At 42.4% G+C, this 18,396-nt stretch carries 18 protein-coding genes; 8 read left to right on the forward strand and 10 right to left on the reverse strand.

The features are described 5' to 3' along the window. Nucleotides 1-7: 7 nt before the first annotated feature. The 3 genes from AC59IL_RS10595 (at nucleotide 8) to AC59IL_RS10605 (ending at nucleotide 2,231) form a co-directional block, all read left to right on the forward strand. The gene (locus tag AC59IL_RS10595) at nucleotides 8-646 is read left to right on the forward strand and encodes a hypothetical protein (protein ID WP_496552093.1); all 639 of its coding nucleotides are present in this window, start codon (nucleotides 8-10) and stop codon (nucleotides 644-646) included. Nucleotides 647-799: 153 nt separating this feature from the next. Next, nucleotides 800-1,630 (forward strand): hypothetical protein, encoded by an 831-nt coding sequence (locus AC59IL_RS10600; RefSeq protein WP_496552094.1) that lies wholly within the window; start codon nucleotides 800-802, stop codon nucleotides 1,628-1,630. Between the two features lie 76 nt (nucleotides 1,631-1,706). Next, nucleotides 1,707-2,231: an SRPBCC family protein gene (locus tag AC59IL_RS10605; RefSeq protein ID WP_496552095.1), complete on the forward strand. Its 525-nt coding sequence runs from the start codon at nucleotides 1,707-1,709 to the stop codon at nucleotides 2,229-2,231. 5 nt (nucleotides 2,232-2,236) lie between these two features. Here the strand turns inward: AC59IL_RS10605 and AC59IL_RS10610 are convergent, their stop codons facing one another. Then, nucleotides 2,237-3,037: an SDR family oxidoreductase gene (locus tag AC59IL_RS10610; protein ID WP_496552096.1), complete on the reverse strand. Its 801-nt coding sequence runs from the start codon at nucleotides 3,035-3,037 to the stop codon at nucleotides 2,237-2,239. A 103-nt stretch (nucleotides 3,038-3,140) separates the two neighbouring features. On the opposite strand from AC59IL_RS10610, the gene pnuC reads away from it, so the two are divergent. The 3 genes from pnuC to AC59IL_RS10625 are packed head-to-tail and all read left to right on the forward strand — an operon-like array spanning nucleotide 3,141 to nucleotide 6,030. Further along, nucleotides 3,141-3,791, forward strand: coding sequence for a nicotinamide riboside transporter PnuC (gene pnuC, locus AC59IL_RS10615; RefSeq protein WP_496552097.1), 651 nt, complete (start codon nucleotides 3,141-3,143; stop codon nucleotides 3,789-3,791). Between the two features lie 9 nt (nucleotides 3,792-3,800). Next, entirely contained in the window at nucleotides 3,801-4,325 is a 525-nt protein-coding gene (locus tag AC59IL_RS10620) for an AAA family ATPase (RefSeq protein ID WP_496552098.1), read from the forward strand. Between the two features lie 31 nt (nucleotides 4,326-4,356). Beyond that, entirely contained in the window at nucleotides 4,357-6,030 is a 1,674-nt protein-coding gene (locus tag AC59IL_RS10625; RefSeq protein ID WP_496552099.1) for an ArnT family glycosyltransferase, read from the forward strand. A 149-nt stretch (nucleotides 6,031-6,179) separates the two neighbouring features. Here AC59IL_RS10625 and mtgA read toward each other — a convergent pair whose 3' ends face one another. The 8 genes from mtgA to AC59IL_RS10665 all read right to left on the reverse strand — a co-directional run bounded on the left by mtgA (nucleotide 6,180) and on the right by AC59IL_RS10665 (nucleotide 15,018). Continuing rightward, a complete protein-coding gene (gene mtgA / locus AC59IL_RS10630) occupies nucleotides 6,180-6,884 on the reverse strand; it encodes a monofunctional biosynthetic peptidoglycan transglycosylase (protein WP_496552100.1) in 705 nt (234 codons plus the stop codon). A gap of 174 nt (nucleotides 6,885-7,058) precedes the next feature. Continuing rightward, nucleotides 7,059-7,634 (reverse strand): hypothetical protein, encoded by a 576-nt coding sequence (locus AC59IL_RS10635; protein ID WP_496552101.1) that lies wholly within the window; start codon nucleotides 7,632-7,634, stop codon nucleotides 7,059-7,061. 141 nt (nucleotides 7,635-7,775) lie between these two features. Continuing rightward, a complete protein-coding gene (locus AC59IL_RS10640; protein ID WP_496552102.1) occupies nucleotides 7,776-8,417 on the reverse strand; it encodes a LysE family translocator in 642 nt (213 codons plus the stop codon). Nucleotides 8,418-8,570: 153 nt separating this feature from the next. Next, a complete protein-coding gene (locus tag AC59IL_RS10645; RefSeq protein ID WP_496552103.1) occupies nucleotides 8,571-10,109 on the reverse strand; it encodes a GH3 family acyl-acid amido synthetase in 1,539 nt (512 codons plus the stop codon). Between the two features lie 711 nt (nucleotides 10,110-10,820). Beyond that, nucleotides 10,821-12,515: a zinc-dependent metalloprotease gene (locus tag AC59IL_RS10650; protein ID WP_496552104.1), complete on the reverse strand. Its 1,695-nt coding sequence runs from the start codon at nucleotides 12,513-12,515 to the stop codon at nucleotides 10,821-10,823. A gap of 12 nt (nucleotides 12,516-12,527) precedes the next feature. Next, nucleotides 12,528-13,193: a hypothetical protein gene (locus AC59IL_RS10655; RefSeq protein WP_496552105.1), complete on the reverse strand. Its 666-nt coding sequence runs from the start codon at nucleotides 13,191-13,193 to the stop codon at nucleotides 12,528-12,530. A 41-nt stretch (nucleotides 13,194-13,234) separates the two neighbouring features. Continuing rightward, the gene (locus AC59IL_RS10660; RefSeq protein ID WP_496552106.1) at nucleotides 13,235-13,960 is read right to left on the reverse strand and encodes a hypothetical protein; all 726 of its coding nucleotides are present in this window, start codon (nucleotides 13,958-13,960) and stop codon (nucleotides 13,235-13,237) included. Between the two features lie 32 nt (nucleotides 13,961-13,992). Further along, nucleotides 13,993-15,018 carry a hypothetical protein gene (locus AC59IL_RS10665; protein ID WP_496552107.1) on the reverse strand — a complete coding sequence of 342 codons (1,026 nt, stop codon included), beginning with the start codon at nucleotides 15,016-15,018 and terminating at the stop codon, nucleotides 13,993-13,995. A gap of 399 nt (nucleotides 15,019-15,417) precedes the next feature. Here AC59IL_RS10665 and AC59IL_RS10670 point away from each other — a divergent pair, with 399 nt between their 5' ends. Further along, entirely contained in the window at nucleotides 15,418-15,975 is a 558-nt protein-coding gene (locus AC59IL_RS10670; protein WP_496552108.1) for a M23 family metallopeptidase, read from the forward strand. On the opposite strand, the gene AC59IL_RS10675 is transcribed toward AC59IL_RS10670, so the two are convergent. Beyond that, nucleotides 15,972-17,141, reverse strand: a complete 1,170-nt coding sequence (locus AC59IL_RS10675) for a glycosyltransferase family 2 protein (protein WP_496552109.1) — start codon at nucleotides 17,139-17,141, stop codon at nucleotides 15,972-15,974. The genes AC59IL_RS10670 and AC59IL_RS10675 overlap by 4 nt on opposite strands. A 388-nt stretch (nucleotides 17,142-17,529) precedes the next feature. On the opposite strand from AC59IL_RS10675, the gene AC59IL_RS10680 reads away from it, so the two are divergent. Next, entirely contained in the window at nucleotides 17,530-18,306 is a 777-nt protein-coding gene (locus tag AC59IL_RS10680) for an inositol monophosphatase family protein (RefSeq protein ID WP_496552110.1), read from the forward strand. Nucleotides 18,307-18,396: the final 90 nt, after the last annotated feature.

The raw sequence follows: 18,396 nt of genomic DNA on the forward strand, positions 1-18,396 counted from the left end.
ACGTTTTATGAAAGTACACATCATGTTTATTACCACAGCAACAGCCGCTCTTTTAGCCACCGCCTCAAAAGCGCAGATCAACCTGGGCGCCACTACTTCTGCCACTGTGCATTCGGCCACCAGTGTAGGCACCGGCGGCGCCACATCGGCTGTTCAGTCGGCTCATACACATGTACAAAGCACTTCGCAAAAAGCCGTGAACACCACAAAAAATGTAGCATCCACCACAACTTCTTCTGTAAAAAAAGGCGTTTCACAAACCGGCTCAACCGCTGTTGATGCAACAAAAAATACCAGCGTGAATGCGGGTATTGGTGCAGATGTGCAAAACAGTACAGCTACAAAAGCAACTACTCTTAACAGTGGTAATACAGTTGGCGCTTCGGCCGGTTCAAACGGTCAGGTACAGGTAAATGGTAGTTCAAATACTCAGGCAGGCGAACAGGCAAGCGGTGCTGCCATTGAAAAAGTACAGCAAACAAAACAGGTGGCTGTTGACAAAACAAAGCAAACGGCAAACAAGGTAAAATCAACTACTGAAGGCGCTGCCAAATCAGTTAAAGAAACCGCTTCAAATACAAGCGCAAGCGCCTCTACTTCGACCGAAGTAAAAAGCGAAACCGCCGCTAAAGCTGGTAAACAGTAGTACGCCTTGTAATTTTCTCATAAGATTTTAATACACCAATAATTCTCAGTTGGCAGTTTGCAGTGGCAGTTATAATTGCTGCATTGCAAACTGCCAAACTTAAAACAGTGTTGCACTGCACTGGTAATTCAATCTGAAAAACAATCAGTTTGTATGAAAAAAGTAATCACCCTTTTGCAATTATTATTTATTGGAACTTTGTTGCATGCACAATCTGTTGATTCAACTGGCACCCAAAAGAAAATAACGTTCACTGCAGGCGCTACCTTTAATTCTTCACTCAATTATTATGGCCGTACCGATAGTTTAAAAAGCCAGGGCATATATCCGTTTGCAGGCATCAGTTTAAAGAACGGGTTGTATGTGTTTTCGAATTTCATCTTCATAAATAATGCAACAGCCACCACCTATGCCGCTACCACGCTCGAAGCCGGCTATAGATTTAAAAATAAAAAAGGCAGCCTTAATGGAAATATATTCGGCGCACGCTTTTTTTACAATGCCGATGTTAGCCTGGTGCAATCGGTAGTGAAAGAGCAGGCCGGTATAAATTTATCGAACATCAATCATGTTATTAATATTCATGCCGGCGCCGATGCAAAGTTCAGCAATCAAACCGATTTTGGCGCATATGGCGGGCTCGACCATGCTTTCAGGATCGATCCGGTGGGCAAAGGCGTAATTGTAATCACCCCTTCGGCCTATGGTTATTTTGGCACACAGCGTTTTAGTAAAACTTATCTCGAAGAAAAAAAGTTTCTGATTTTGCCGGTATCGCAGCAACAGGTTACGCAAAACAGCAGCCGTTTCAGCGTAATGTCGTATGAGCTTTCCTGTCCTGTGGTGTATGGCATTGGCAAAATGAATATAATTATCACACCAGCTTACGTTTTGCCGCAAAATGTAGTTACTGCCGACGGCACATCTACGCAAAAAGCCGACAATCTTTTTTATACAACCGCCAGCATCCGGTTCGATTTTTAAAATGGAACATGGTAATTTAATAAACGTACTTGGCTGTGTTGCAGGAATGCAGTAAATTCAGCAAAACAGCGGGTTTATGACCTTTCTGTATATTCTTAGTGCATTGGTAGTGATCATAGTGTTGCTACTTTTCATAGCTTTATTTTTACCGAACGGCTACTTTATTGAAAAATCGGCCATTATTCAAAAACCATGCGATTTTGTGATAGATAAAGTAGCCGACCTGCATAACTATGCGCAATGGAATCCCTGGCAGCAAAAAGAAACCAACAGCCAAAGCAATATTACCGGCTTACCTAAAAGACCCGGTCATAAATATTCGTGGAAAGGGAAAAAAATCGGAGAAGGCAGTTTAACCCTGCGCGATATAGATGATAAGCATGTTCATTTTGAACTTGAATTTATCAGGCCCTGGAAAGGAACCGCCCGCGACAACTGGCTGTTTGAAGAGTGGGGTAACGGCGAAACAAAAGTTACCTGGCAGGACTTTGGTATGCTGCCTTATCCCACAGGCAGGCTACTGGGTTACATGATTCACAAAAACCTCAACCGCCAGTTCACCGAGGGACTGAATAACCTGAAAAAGTATTGTGAAAAATAACCGTTCTATTGCGGTACCGCCTTCCGGAATATGCGAAACGCAAGGGTAGGAAACAATCGCATTACATGAATAGCCATCCATTCCTGCGAAAAAGGCCTTCCCACATACTTCTCATTTTTCCCTTTTTCAACGGCTTTTAATATCTGCCTGGCCGTTTTATCGGCCGGATAGCCATGTCCAATGTTTTTTCCCAGCTGGTTCAGCTTTTCACCCGAAGCTGTAACCGCATTTAACGACACCTGTGTACGAACGTAGCCCGGCATAATAAGGGTAACCTTAATATTATCTTTCCATACTTCGGTACGAAGGCAATCGAAAAAACCATGCAGGGCATGTTTGGCGGCCGCATAAGCCGACCGCAATGGCGTGCCCACTTTTCCCATAACACTGCTGATCACCACCACGTGGCCCGACCTGCGTTGCTGCCAGTGTACTAACAATAGCCGGGTAAGTTCAATGTAACTAAAATAATCAACCTCCATTACTCTGCGCTGCACCTGGGGCAATGTTTCTATTGCAAGCCCCCTCTGACTAATACCCCCATTATGTATCATGATATCAATATGGCCATAGGCATCAATAGCCTCTTGCACTTTTACTGAAAACGAAGCAGCAGCTTCAAGATCAAGGGGCAAAATGTATATATCGGTTTTACCGGCCTGTTGCTGCACCCGTTTTAACTCCTCTTCGCGGCGGGCCGAAATAATGAGTTTGGCGCCCTGCTGCGCCAGTTCATAAGCGAGCGCTTCTCCAATGCCTGAAGACGCCCCTGTTATCCACACCGTTTTATTTGTAAAAAAGCTCAAGCTAAATGTATTTGTGTTCAAATATCGGAAAGTACAACCAAAGTGTACAAAACAGTGTTGCTGTAATTGTATTGTGTTTCGAATTATCTTGCATTTTTATACAATGACTTATCAGGAAATAATACATCAATTTGTTGAAGGCATGCGCAATACCACCTGGCCCGAATACATTGCCGTTTTTGCAGGCATTGCCAGTGTGTGGTTTTCACGAATTGAAAATATATGGGTGTACCCGGTGGGGCTTATCAGCACCGTCATTTATATATTTCTAAGTATGCAGGGGCATTTGTATGGCGAAGCCAGCGTGAACCTGTATTATACCATTATGAGCATTTACGGGTGGGTGTTATGGCTTAAAAAAGACCAGCAGCAACACTACGTAGTAACTATAAAGTATTCTACCGCGCGGGAATGGGTACAACAATTATTGTTTTGCGCTATTTTTTATGTTTTAATATTCAGTGCGTTAACCTGGCTTAAGCAGGCGTTTTTATCGGCTACCATTCCCTGGGCCGATGCATTTGCATCGGCAACCGCATATACCGGCATGTGGCTAATGGCAAAAAAGAAAGTCGAAAGCTGGTACTGGTGGATCGCTACCAATATTGCCTCAATCCCCCTGTACTTTGTTAAACAATATGTATTCACCAGTGTGTTTTATTTTATTTTGCTTGTAATGGCCGTATTCGGATTGATTGAATGGCAAAAGCGCGCACGGAAATTATATCACAACAGGCAGGGAGTACTTCAATAAAAGTGTGAAATGAAAAAAGTAGTTGTCATAGGTCCTGAATCAACAGGCAAAAGTACGTTGTGCGAACAGTTGGCCAAACACTATAACACCAACTGGGTGCCCGAGTATGCCCGCGAATACCTGCTGCAACACGGCATTCAATATCACTACGACGATTTGCTCACCATTGCCAAAGGACAGGTGGCACTGGAAGAAAGTATTACCGAAAAAAGCCGCTCACCCCTGATATTCATTGATACCGATCAATATGTAATGAAAGTATGGTGCGAATTCGTTTTTGGCAAATGCCATAGTTATATTATCGATCAGATTAAAAAAAGAAAATATGACCTTTACCTGTTATGTAATATCGACCTGCCGTGGGTAAAGGATGAGCTACGTGAATATCCTGATCTGGTCAGCCGTGAAAAACTGTATACCATTTATGAAAACATCATGAAAAATCAACCGGTTCCCTGGGTAAGCATATCAGGAAATAATGATGAGCGGTTACAAAACGCCATCAAATCGGTTGATGATTTATTTGGGCATTAGAACTCTTTTTACTTTTGCATGTTGTTGTTGTATGCAAAACGATCTGCTGAAAAATCGTCGCGTGTTATTTTATGTTGGCTGGTGTTTAATAAATATCATTCAGGCAGCCACGACCGAGTTGATCGACGATGAGGCATATTACTGGATCTATTCACGTTTTTTAGACTGGGGTTATTTTGATCATCCGCCTATGGTAGCCGCGCTAATAAAAGCCGGTTACGCCATTTTTCCCAACGAACTGGGTGTTCGCATTATGATGGTGTTGCTGAATACAGCCACTATTTTTATAGTACAACTTCTTACACAAAAAAAAGACGATAAGCTGTTTTATGCGGTGGCTGTTTCGATTGCCGTAGCGCAGATAGGAGGCATACTGGCAGCGCCCGATATTCCTTTATTATTTTTTGTATCGCTATTCTTTTGGTTATACCAACGCTTTCTGAAAAAAATGAATCTTGTAAACGCTCTGTTGCTGGGCGTATGCATGGCCTGTATGTTATATAGCAAATATCACGGTGTGCTGGTTATAGGTTTTACTTTGTTATCGAATCCCGGATTACTTGCAAAGCGCTATGCTTATGTGGCTGCAGGAGTTTGCCTGTTGATATTTACACCGCATCTGTACTGGCAATACGTACATAATTTTCCTTCGGTTCAATATCATTTGTTCGAACGCAATGCATCGAATTACAAATTTGCTTTTACCACCGAATATGTATTTGGGCAAATTGCATTTGCCGGCCCTGTAATGGGATGGTTTTTATTGTGGGCGGCTTTCAGGTATCGCCCGGGTACTCCTTCTGAACGGGCCCTGCAATATTCCCTGATAGGTATTTATGCCGCATTTCTGTTAAGTACGTTAAAGGGCCGGGTAGAGGCCAACTGGACAGTAGCCGCGTTCATTCCGTTAATGGTACTAAGCCATCGTTACCTCATTAAAAATTATCAGCTGCAAAAGTGGTTGTACAGGAGCTTACCGGTTACCTTGCTGATGGTGCTTGTTGTTCGGCTTTATCTTATGTCGTGGTTCCCTACGGTTTCATGGATACAAAGAAATGAGTTTCATGACAACCGTCAATGGACAAGCGCATTGCATCAAAAAGCAGGCAATTTACCGGTTGTGTTCATGGATACTTATCAACAGGCTTCCAAGTACTGGTTTTATACAGGACGGCCGGCTTTATCGATGAACTCGCCCTATTATCGCCGGAATAATTTTAATATGTGGCCGATCGAAGATTCGCTCATCGGCAAAACGATTTATATGGATGTTCCCGAAGAAAATGATTTCTATAAAAACTTATTTAAACCCTTCGGCTGGGCCTTCCCTGCCGACGGAATAAAAAAGGGCTTTTATTCTTTTTCGAGGGTACTGTTTTTCGACATCAACAGCTCCATTTTACAGGAGCGCACTATTCAGTTGAATACAAAAGTTACCACCCCTGCCAGCTATAGTGTACTTTTTCAACAACCAACCTACAGCAAAACACCCATTTGGTTAGCCATTTACCAGAACGATGATGTAAAAACGTTTATCAATACAGGCGCCACTGTTCAGCAGTTAACCGCTAAAAATCTGCAACTCACCATCAATGTATCGTATTCGCTGCCGGCCGGCGATTATGCAGCGAGGTTATGCATAGGAAGTTGCATCGATGGGTTTCCAACGATCAACAGTACTGAGTTTGCATTTAATGTGCAATAGAGATAGATAGTTGAATGGTTTGATTGTTGGGGAGCCGAATTACCAACAGGTTACTAATTTGCAACCTTTTTAAATTTTAGGTTTGATAACCATCGAACAATTAAGCCATCAAACCATTTAATCGGGGGCATTTTTAAAAAACAGGTTAATTACTGAAGTATCCGTTGTATATCGGGGTCGTTCTGCAAATAAGCCATTTGCTTCATAACCCAGGGGTAGCGGTTGGCTACATACCTCGACATAGGTTTTACTGTATACTTTTTTGGATTAGGCATACAGGAGGCAATCATAGCCGATTCCTGGCGGGTTAATTTTTTAGCTGGCTTTTTAAAGTACTTCTGCGAGGCGGCTTCAATACCAAATATACCGGGGCCCATTTCCGAAACGTTCAGGTACATTTCCATGATACGTTTTTTGCCCCATACCAGTTCGATCATAAAGGTAAAATACACCTCGAGCGCTTTTCGAAACCAGCTGCGTCCCTGCCACAGAAATACATTTTTTGCTACCTGCTGGCTGATGGTAGATGCGCCTTTAATGCGGTTCGGCTTTCTTTTATTGTACTCCATGGCCTTATTTATGCTCTTCCAGTCGAACCCGTTGTGATCGGGAAACAACTGGTCTTCAGCCGCAATAAACGACAACCGGGCATAAGGCGAAATGTCTTTCATAGCCACATAATCCCTTTTCAAACCATAGCCGGTAAACAGGCTTCCTAACTGAGTTAATGTAAATGGAGGATCGACCCACCTCAACAGAAGGATATAGAATAATTGGAATAAAAAAAGAAAGATGAAAACCCGTTTTACAATTCGCCATATTCGAAGGGCTTTATCTTTCGCTTTAGTTGACATGAGTAGGGAACTGCTTTGGTCTGCAAGATAAAAGTTTAAGGTACAAGTTCCAAGGCACAAGAAGCAAGCTTCAAGGTACAAGTCTTCGAGGGCAAAGAATAGTAACCCTGATCGAACACCAAGACCTTGTGCCTTGTTCCTTGTGGCTTGTACCTTTCAAAAGTACCTTGTGCCTTAATTCCTGCTTTTTACATAAACCACCTTATATTTTCCCCCTGCCTTATCGGCGCGGTTTTGAAAATAAGAAATGGCAAAACCTGTGGCGGCAACACCAGCCGCTATGCCCAGTGAGGGGAGTTTATTATTGGCGCTGATCGACTCTTTGCGATAAGCAGTATTGATCAGCTCAAGCGCTACATATCCGGCCCCGCCGAGCATCATCAGTTTGGGCAGCGTTATCTCTGCAAATCCTCTTTTTCGACCCCAGGTATATTGACTGGTAAAATGAAAGGTTTTTATTTCGTGGTAATCAAATGCAATGGTATAGGCCATGGTATCGAGCGTTGACCCAAAATCGGTAGCCATTAATTTCCGTTCCTGCTGAAGAATGATCACTGAATCATGACGAATATCTTTAATAAATCCGTTTATATTAAATCCGCCATAAGTAACTGCCGAAATAAATTCGCCGGGATAATACGTTTTTAAGGTGCGGTTATTCCGTTTTTTCAATACAATAAAATCCGACTGTTGCGATAAGGTTACCTGTGTAATTGATAATAGCAGTATAAAAAGTAAATATTGCTTCATTCGACAACAAGTTACAGAGCACCTTGGTGTAATAGAACTAATGAAATGTTAAAGGCGGCAAACGTGAATCGTGAAACGTGAAATAAAAATGCCAATTCACCATTGACCCCGCTTACGCTTAAGCTACAGCGGGCGAAGCATTCACGAACTCACTTTATCGACCAGAAAATAAGTGCCGTAAAAAAGAGCAATGCCAAAGCCCACGAGTATAACGCCCGATATCTTATTAATTAAAGAAATATTATGCAGCGTTAGTTTTGTACGCAGTTTACCGGCCAGCATTACCTTAAAAATATCTGCAGCAATATTCACTGCAAGACAAACCGAAAAAATGAGTAGCCGTTGGTTGAAACTGTATTTGGAAAAAGCCGTGGCCGCACCCAGCCAAAAAATAAAAACACTGGGATTTAAGGTATTCAGAAAAAAACCACTGGAAAGAATTTTAGCCATATCGCGCTTGCGAAAGCGAGCCATGTTGCCATCGGCATCGGTTTTGAGAGTAACTTTTTTAAAGAAAAGATAAAAAACACCAACTCCTACCAGAAAAATGCTGCCAATGTAGCCGATAATATTTTTGTACTCGAGCAGTTCGGTTACCAGGGCCGAAAAAGCATTGCTTATCACCACCAGAATAATATCGCTCAACCACACACCGGCAACAAAACTAAACCCGCCGGTATGTCCGTTATTCAAACTTTGCTTTATAATGGTAAAGATTACGGGCCCTACAGAGAGTGCAAGAATACAACCCAATGTTAACCCACTTATTATGGCTTGCCACATGCTAATTGCCTTAAAATACTTCCTGATTTAATTTTTGTGCCCGCAAGGTAGGAAAACATGACGGGGAATTTTGGGATTTCGGAATTTTTGGGAATTTTTGATTTTATAAGCCTGCTTGTTTTACAATCTAAAAATCCCAAAATCTAAAAATTATTACGCTGGTTGCGAAACAGTGCCTGTTTCAACAAACTTTGTCCAGTCTTCAAACATCTTACCCTTCATAACACGCGGAAACTTATGCTGTCCACCAATTTTACCTTTCAGATGCATAAACTCCATGAACTTCGAAACGGGCAACACATTTACATATACTTCTTTTAATGCGCTGTTTCTTTCTACTGCATAGTCGTCGTTCAGTTCTTTCAAATGCGTGTCGATCTTCTGTCGTAAAAGATCGGCATCAATCACATCATCGCTGGCTATCCACCATTCATGGGCAAAAAACAGTCCGTGTGGAACGCCGGCTACCGTGTATTCGGGAATATCTACATTCATTTCTTCACTGGCCTGTTTAATGGCCTTGTTCATATTATCAACGCTCAGGTGCTCGCCCACAAGGCTCAGGAAGTGTTTGGTGCGGCCGGTGATAATAATTTCGCAGCGTTCTTTATCAACAAACCGAACGGTATCGCCTATCAGATAGCGCCAGGCGCCGGCGGTAGTGCTTAACAAAATGGCGTAGTCTCTTCCTTCTTCGACCTGGTGAATCATCAGTGCTTCGGGATTTTCGACCAGGTTGCCATCTGCGTCAAAATTGGCATCGTTAAAAGGAACAAATTCAAAGAAAATATGGTCGTTCAGGGCCAGCTTCATGCCTTTGGCGTGCTGGCGGTCCTGGTAGGCAATGAAACCTTCCGAAGCCAGATAGGTTTCGATAAAAGTTAACGGTTTGGCCACCAGTTTATTAAATCCTTTCTTATACGGCTCAAAAGACACGCCTCCATGTACAAAAAAAGCGAGGTTTGGCCACATATCGTGTATGGTATTGAGCTGGTAACGCTCAATAATTTTTTCCATACACATCTGAATCCAGGCCGGAACGCCTACTACAAAACCGATATCCCAATTGGGCGCTTCTTCAACAATGGCTTCTATTTTACTGTTCCAGTCGCGGGTGCGGGCAATTTTTTTACCCGGTTTATAAAAAGGCGAAAACCAGAATGGTACTTTTTTAGCGGTTATTCCACTGAGGTCGCCGGCGTAATAGCCGGGGCCTTTTTGCAGGTCGGTACTACCGCCCAGCATTAGCCAGCCTTTGCCGATACTTTTTACGGGAATATCATGGTAAGTACGTAAGGATAACAACTGTTTGATCATAACGATGCGGTTACCGCGCATCAGATCATTGGTAATGGGTAGATATTTACTGGCAGCTTCGGAGGTTCCGGAGCTGAGCGCAAAATATTTGATTTTACCAGGCCAGCAAATGTCCCTTCTTCCCTCCAGTGTTTTATGCCACCATTCTGCATAAATCTTATTGTAATCATATGTGGGAACAAGTTGCTGGAATTTTTTGCCCGCGTGTTTACTCAATAAAATTTCGTCGAACCGGTATTTTTGACCGAATTCGGTAAAACGGGCTTTTTTCAGCAATTTCTTTAGCACCCTGATCTGTTGCCTCTTGGGAGATTTGGCAGGCAATCGCAACGCTCGGGCAACCGACCGGGGTAACGAGATATCAATTAGGGCCATTAATTAAATGCCCGTTTGGTCAGGCAGTATCAAAATTAAGCTTTTTGGCTTCATATATTGTATATTTTGCAAAGTTTGGGGTATGCGGGGCCGGGAAAAAGAAAAAAGCCGCCGTTGGGGGCGACTCTTTGAAAAATGTTTATTTGGGAAATGCTAAAATGAATAGGTTTTAGTACCGCCAGCAACCACCTGTACCAGTAAAATATTGCTATAAGGACAGACGTCTAAAATGTAGTTCCCATACAACAATCCTTCAAAAGTTACACTGTTACCATTCACGGTAACTTTAATATCTGCCGGACGATATGCCGATGATCCGGACCTTTGGTATAATGGTACATGAGTTGTAGCATAAGACGATTCGGTATAAAGTGAATAACAATCAGGAAGGTCTCTAAAGTTAATTACGAGCGTACCGGTTGTGTCAAATTCAGTTTTTTTACAACCTGCTAATAGCAAAAATGAAAAAAATACTAATGAGATTTTCTTTAATAGGTTCATGAAAAATAAATTAAAGGATTTTGATTATTACCGGCTAAACCTACTAAGAAGAAAGTAAACATTTTGTTTAAGTTGTTATTCGCGCAGAAAAATACAATATGTGTGTAGAATTAAACAATGAGTGTGCAGTTAGTATAACTCCAAAGCACATATTAAAAAATATAAAAGCCGCCCTCGCAGGCGGCTCTTATTATATACCCAGGATATTGCTTAATGATTAACAATCACTTTGCGGGTAATTACTTTTTCAGCCTGCTTTACCTGAATAAAGTAAATGCCATTGGGAAGATGACCTAACTGCAACGTCACCATCTTATTTCCTGCATTGCTTGCCGATTGCACAACAACACGGCCCGAATTATCGGTCACCATTATTTCGGCGTTGTTCAACCGGCCGTTATCGGTAGTTATATGAACAGGCCCGCTGGTTATGGTAGGATAAACAGCTAATACACTCCGCCCATCATACAATCCGTTATCGTTTGCAACTATCGGGTCCAAATTATCAGCAGCATCAGATGTGCCTGTACAACTTATAATTCGGGCCGAAAACTCAGAATTACCTGTTGCCTCAAATCCATCCTGCAAAACCACTTCACTGGTAGCGATAGCATCAGATGATTCATCATTAATAACGGCTCCCGAGCTATTGATCGATACAGAAGAAGAAGCTGTTCTGAAACCGTTAATGGTTGCACTGGTTTCATTTAAAACCCGGGCATTATTATGCGTAGCGGCAGTACCCATGGCTACACCACCATAATATACACCGGGGTTCGAAAAATATTGAACACGCGTTTCACCATTGTAATTATAGGCCATAATAGTTCGCCAGCCGCCGGCCGAATAAACATAGCCGTGGCCATATGCATACGGACTGGTAGAGCCATCCACTTCAGGATTATGGCGCAGCCCCTGTAAGTGACCAATTTCATGAGAGAAACTATAATATCCGAGGGTACAATCGTAATGTACCGCACTAAAAGCAGTGGATGCATTTGCCAGTATGGTTGATGCAAGACCGCAGTAAGAAGTATTATTGATGATCAAAACGCTTACATCAGCGGCATACAGGTTTCTGTAAGTATGAATTTCGTCCATATATCCATCTGCGGTTGTCCTGAACCTTGTTAGATCGGTTCCAAAATCACCCGATTCAGTATAGCTCACCCGAACCGAAGAAGCGAGTTCCATGTAAACGTTTGCTGAACTGTTCAGGTATGCCTGATTGGATTCTGCAACCGCCTGTAATGCAAATTGCGTAAGACTGCTATAGCCAAGACTGTTTTTTATAGCGCTTTCCGCAGAAGGAGTAAAAGCTACCAATACCCGCAAAGCACAGGCCGAAGCAGCTGCTGCCTGTGTTGAGGTTTCGCCTGTAGTATTGATTTTTTTGTGCGAATCCATCATACCCGGGGCATCATCGTCAACAGGAGCACGTTTAAAATCTATTTCATACAACGAAAATGCACCTTTACCCAACGGGTTAATCGCATAATTACCGGCTTTGTAATTCAGGTTGCCCGATAATTCGCCATTTAAATATACCATGGCAATTGACCCCTCCTGACCATTGGCCCCGTTTATTACACCATACCAGGTAAAATTATTTTCACTTCTTTTATCAATCTTTTTTTGAATAACTTTTATTGATTCGCCGGGGAATATGTTTAGAAAAAAAGCCTTGTCCTGTAAAGCATCGGCATTGAACTCGTATACATTCACAACGCCGTTTTTTGAACGTTGCTGCAAGTACGGAATAACGCCTTCTTTACCGGGTATCTTCCGGGCAAATGTATTTTTATCTACCTGCCGGCTCACCAGGCTTTTTTGTGAATAGCTTTTTTGTGTGCATACGAAAACAGCTATCCCTATTATAAGCAGATATTTTATTTTGTGTTGCATAAGTTAAATTGTTTATTTTTTTAACTGATTACGCAGGTCTGCATTATCTTTCTCCAGTTTTTCTATCTTTTTGCTCAGATCAATGATGTATAACGTTAGCTCTTCTATCTTTTCAACCACCTGTTTATTCATGGCGCCTAATTCAATGCCGTTATTTTTTACTTCTTCAGCCGAAGGCATATTGGGCAGGCGATGATTGCGGCTTATATAATCTTCCAGTGTTACAAGGCTTTTTAATTTGTAGTTTTTTGTAAACACATAATCGGGCCATGGGTTGGCGCTGGTTACACGAACTTCGCGGGCGCCGATTGTGCCTTCTACAGCCAGTTTGAACGAACCGGGAGCTGTGGTTCCGATTCCAATATTTCCGTTTCCGGAAAAAAACATATCGGTGGTATACCCTGTTGGTGAAAGTATGGAGCCTCCACTCACTCGTCCAATTTCAAATTGTGCCTCCGGATCTCTCCAGATACCGGCGTATTTACCGAAATATTTCATAAAGCCGGTTCGTTGAAAATTAGCGGCATCAACGACAAATCCACTGGTTTCGCTATTGATATAAACAATGCCTTCGCGTGTAATTTGCCCTGCAGTAGTGTTGCTGCCCGACCATTGTTGTGCAAATGAGGTTGCAACAATTAATAAACAAATTGTAAGTTGAAAAATTTTCTTTGTCATGGTTTTTGGTTTTTGTGTTATAAAATGAATGTGAGTTTATGTTAGTGTCGTTCTTTTTTTAACTGATCAATTTCTTTTTTCAGATCAATAACATACAACGTAAGCTCTTCGATCTTTTGCAGCAGCTTTGCATTCATTTGCCCTAACTCAATACCATTATCTTTTACTTCCTGTGCTGAGGGCATTTCGGGCAGGTGACTGTTCTTCTTTATGTAATCTTCTACAGTGGTAAGATTGGGCAGTTTGTACGAGCGGCTGAATACATAATCGGGCCATGGGCTGGCGCTGGTTACCCGAACTTCGCGGGCGCCGATTTTACCTTCAACGGCCAGCCGAAATGATCCGGTGCTGGCAGTTCCAATTCCAACACTACCGTTTAATAAATTAACCGAAAGATAGTTGCTGTTGAAAGTCGGGTTCCCAAGATATATCCGTTCCGTAGTGGTAGCATATCCTGAAGCTGTCGCGTTTCCGGCATTATATGCGGCTATATACACGCCTTTGGTATCCCATCCCCGGTAAGTGCCAATTAATGGATATGTATTTCCGTTATCATAACTGGTTAGCACATTATCCCAGTTATTATAAAGTGCTAAGCCCGATGATCGGATAGTGCCCACCACATCAAGTTTTACGCCTGGTGTGCTGGTTCCGATTCCTACATTGCCGGTGTTGGTATTGTAAATGTCATTGCCGCTTGTGGTCCATTGGGCATTGGCAAAACAAGCAACGGATAAAGCAATTAAAAGCATGTTTAGCTTTTTCATACTCAAGGTTTATATGTTTATTAATTAGTTAATTACTCTTTGTTCACCTGCTTTTCGAGCTTGTCGATCTTTTTGTTCAGGTCGATGATGTACAGGGTGAGCTCTTCAATTTTTTCGAGCAGTTTTGTATTCATTTTGCCCAGTTCAATGCCATTGTCTTTTACTTCCTGTGCCGAAGGAATATTGGGGAGATGTTTGTTTTGCGTGATGTAAGATTCAAGGCTGTACAAATTTTTCAATTCATACTTTTTATTAAAAACATAATCGGGCCATGGGCTGGCGCTGGTTACCCGAACTTCGCGGGCACCAATTTTGCCTTCTACTGCGAGTTTGAAAGAACCTGTATTATCGGTGCCGATGCCTACTGTTCCATTGCTTTTAAATACCGCAATATCTATAGTATTAGCGCCTATAGTACTTTGAATTCTTGTTTCTGCATTCACATCCCTATTTAAATAAAGTATGCCTCCGTCTTTAGCATTTATAACAAGATGCCCCTGATTATTGCGTAACCCGGCCCTCAGTGGATCAAATGCGGTGAATTCGTTAATATATATTCTGTGATCGCCCGATAACAATAATGCCTGCCCCGCTACATCTAATTTCGCCTGCGGGCTTGTGGTTCCAATACCCACATTGCCGCCATCTTTAATAATCATGTAAGGATCTCCGAGATATCGTCCCAATTCTATATCCCTGTAATAGCCGTTGGTTAAATGACCGTCGTAATTTGTTCCTATTCTGAATGCATTATTGGTAGGAAAGCTAAACAGCATATAGCTATTGTTCGCAGATGACAAATTAGTGGGTGCAATTCCCAAATAAGAACCACTGGGTATGCCAAGCGTACTCAGCTGATCTACCAGCAATGGAGGGCGATTTAAATAATACAATCCGTTTACATCTAATTTCGCCTGCGGGCTTGGTGTTCCAATGCCCACATTACCATCGCGGGAAATGTCACCGGTGGTAGTAGAACTTCCCACCCACTGCCGGGCGAAAGAAGCAGTGGTAGTTAATAGTAAAGAAATGAGAAAATAGTACATTTTTCTTCGCATAAAAATGATAGTTTAAAAATTAGGTAATAGCATGAAGATCCCTGTTGCATAAAGCATAGCATTAAAAAGCTGCCGCCTTATACAGGAATTAAGATTTCACCTACGCTTTAAATGGTTCAATAGCCGCAATCGTAGTTACCGGGAGGCTTATTGCAGGAAGGTTGATAACAGGAGATAATAAATAGGAGTGTAGCTGTTTTTCTCATATGAATAAGGTTTAAGTGCGTGTATCCAAATATAACAAATATCCGTTAGAGTTATATAAATTTTATGTTACCTCCAAAAATAACTTCCCCAGTACTGTTGCAAAGTTCAGCCCCCGTGCAGGTTTGCTTAAATACGTATTTTTGGATATTTAACTTTTTTATACCATATCGCTTCTTGCAAATCAGTTCCTGAATGAATATTTTAATGCAAGCCGCCGCTATTATGAAGTTTAAAAAAAGGGTCCGCTATGCATTGATAATAACCGCAGTTATTATTATCATTGGCTATTGTATACCGCAGCATTTTATTATGCCGGTTAAAGGAGCTACTCAAAACAGTTACAGTGATAACTCGTTTTGGTTTTATCCATGGGGAAAATCAGTTACACATAAAGGCGTTGATATTTTTGCGCGGTCAGGAACTGACGTACAGGCATCAACACCGGGACTTGTAATTTACACCGGTAAGTATGGTCGTGGTGGCAATGTAGCCCTTGTACTGGGACCAAAGTGGCGGTTCCATTATTATGCGCATTTGAAAGAAATAAAAACTTCTACCCTAAGCTTTGTGTATTCGGGATCAGCAATAGGAACTGTTGGCAATACAGGTAATGCCGCTGGTAAACCATCGCATCTGCATTATTCCATTTCGTCGATGTTGCCGCTTCCCTGGCGTGTTGATCGTTCAAAACAGGGATGGAAAAAGATGTGGTACCTAAACCCGATTGATTATCTGAAACAGGCTGGTTAATCCATAACGATCGCATACCCACGCTGTTCTCTTCTATGACTGCCCACTATGGTATAGGTGCCGCTGGCATGAATAAATGGTTTTAACCAGTCGGGACAATGCTTTAATTGTTCAATAATTTGTTCAAATGAAAAAGAAGCCCCTTCACAAAAGATCCATTCTTTTGCCTGCTCGGGGTTTGATGTTAAGGTATAATTGGGAAAAGAAGATATTACTGAGCGTACTTCGTTGCTGCTTCTTTCATCGCCGGCTAAAAAAAATGTTGGTGTGCCCTCGTATTTTATCGATCGCGATTCATGCTCTCTGCTTACCACCGTTATAGCGGCACGCATCCATATTACGGCTTCCAGCAATCCTGTATACAGCCAGGCCAGTTCGCCATGAAAGTGCTTTTGCACAAACTGCACCATGGCCTTATAAAATAATTTTACATACTTACTGTCTTTACGGGTACTCTCGCCCTTAAAATGGATGATGGTACAATCGGGGAAGTAATAATTGGTAAGTCCTGTTTGTTGCAGCCGGTAGCTCAGATCAATGTCTTCGCCATACATAAAAAACTGTTCGTCGAAACCACCTGATTTATCAAGGGCAGCTTTTTTTGCCATCATAAAAGCCCCTGATAAAATATCAACCTTTTGCACCTGCTGGTGGCTCAAATGCCCCATGTAGTATCGGGCGAAAATTTTCGAAGAAGGGAACCAGGCGGTTAATCCGCTCATTTTACAAAATGATACCCACATCGAAGGAAAGCCCCTTTTTGATTCTTTTAAATATTGCCCGGCGCCGTCGATCATTTGCACGCCCAATGCGCCCGCGTCGGGATGCGCTTCCATAAATGCTATACATTTTGTAAATGCATCTTCGGGTAAAATGGTATCGGGGTTCAAAAACAACACGTACTTGCCGGTTGCTTTTTTTAAGCCGTTGTTATTGGCTTTTGAAAAACCCTGATTGGTTGAATTTTTTATAAACTGAACAAATGGAAACCGGGGTTGCAGGTACTCAATGCTGCCGTCGGCCGATTGATTATCTATCACCAGCACTTCAACATTGCGTTCGCCTGTTGCCACGGCCATTTCTCCTATGGCTTTTCGTACCGAGCACAAACATTGCTCAAGAAAATACTTCACATTATAGTTAACAATAATGACGGATAGCAACATAATTGTACTGCAAAATACGCACAGAATCACTTATAAAGTTACAGGTTACAGGTTGCAGGATGCAGGTTTTCCCGTATTTTAATTTTGTTTCTGTATTTTTCCGGCAACCCTCATTTCAAATCATTTATACTCAACTGCCTGATAGTTTCTCCTGCAACCTGTACCCTGAAACTTGTAACCTGAATCCGGCGTCCTCTTTCCTAAACCGAATTGGCAATTGAGGCAACCTTGTTCTTTTCTATTCCCTGAGCCTTGTTTTCCCCGGCCCTAGTGCAGGGATGAGCCATTCGCCACCTGGGTATGCCTTATCATTGTACTCTGTGCCTGGTCCATGTGCCTGCCCTCTGTGCCTTCTCCCCTTGTGCCGTTACACCCTTATCTTTGCGCCATGTTAAAAGAAACACTAATAAACGCCACCGAAGCAGGCGCCAAAGTGCTGCAGCACTATTTTAATTCAAAAAATCTGATGATCAGCAATAAGGAAGGTATTAACAACCTGGTTACCGAAGCTGATCACGCCTCTGAAAAAGCGATCATTGATTCCATTAAACAGCAATTTCCCGACCATTTTATTATGAGCGAAGAAGTGGGCGAAATAATAATGGACAGTCAATATAAATGGATCATCGACCCGATCGACGGCACGGTGAATTACGCCCATGGTATTCCTCTTTGTTGTGTTTCTATTGGTCTTGAATACAATGGCACCATGATTATGGGCGTTGTTCTGAACCCTTTTCTGAAAGAATATTATTTTGCCGAGAAAGGCCAGGGCGCTACCCTCAACGGCGAACGCATTTCGGTAAGTGCCGAAAAAGACGTGTTGAAAAGCTGCCTGGTAACAGGTTTTCCCTATACTTATATTAATCAGCCAAACGGACCGCTCGAAGCGTTTTCGCGTTTTATTCGTGCGGGTGTTCCGGTGCGCCGGCTCGGATCGGCTGCAATGGACCTTTGCTGGGTGGCCGCCGGCCGGTTCGATGGTTTTTACGAACACAAGCTACAGGCCTGGGACAGCGCTGCGGGATTTTTAATGGTTGAAGAAGCCGGTGGCAAAGTGACCGATTTTGCAGGCAATCCCTATTCCCCGTATCAGCCACATATTGCCGCCTCAAACGGAAAAATTCACGACGATATGTTAAAATGGATTAACGACGTTGTGTAAATATTCGCTATCGGGCCCGTGCCGGCCGAATAATTCAATAACTTTAGCAAAGGTTATTGTTCAGGGCCACCTTTTTTGTTTTTGAATGAT

The sequence above is a fragment of the Niastella sp. sgz303648 genome, assembly GCF_059587045.1.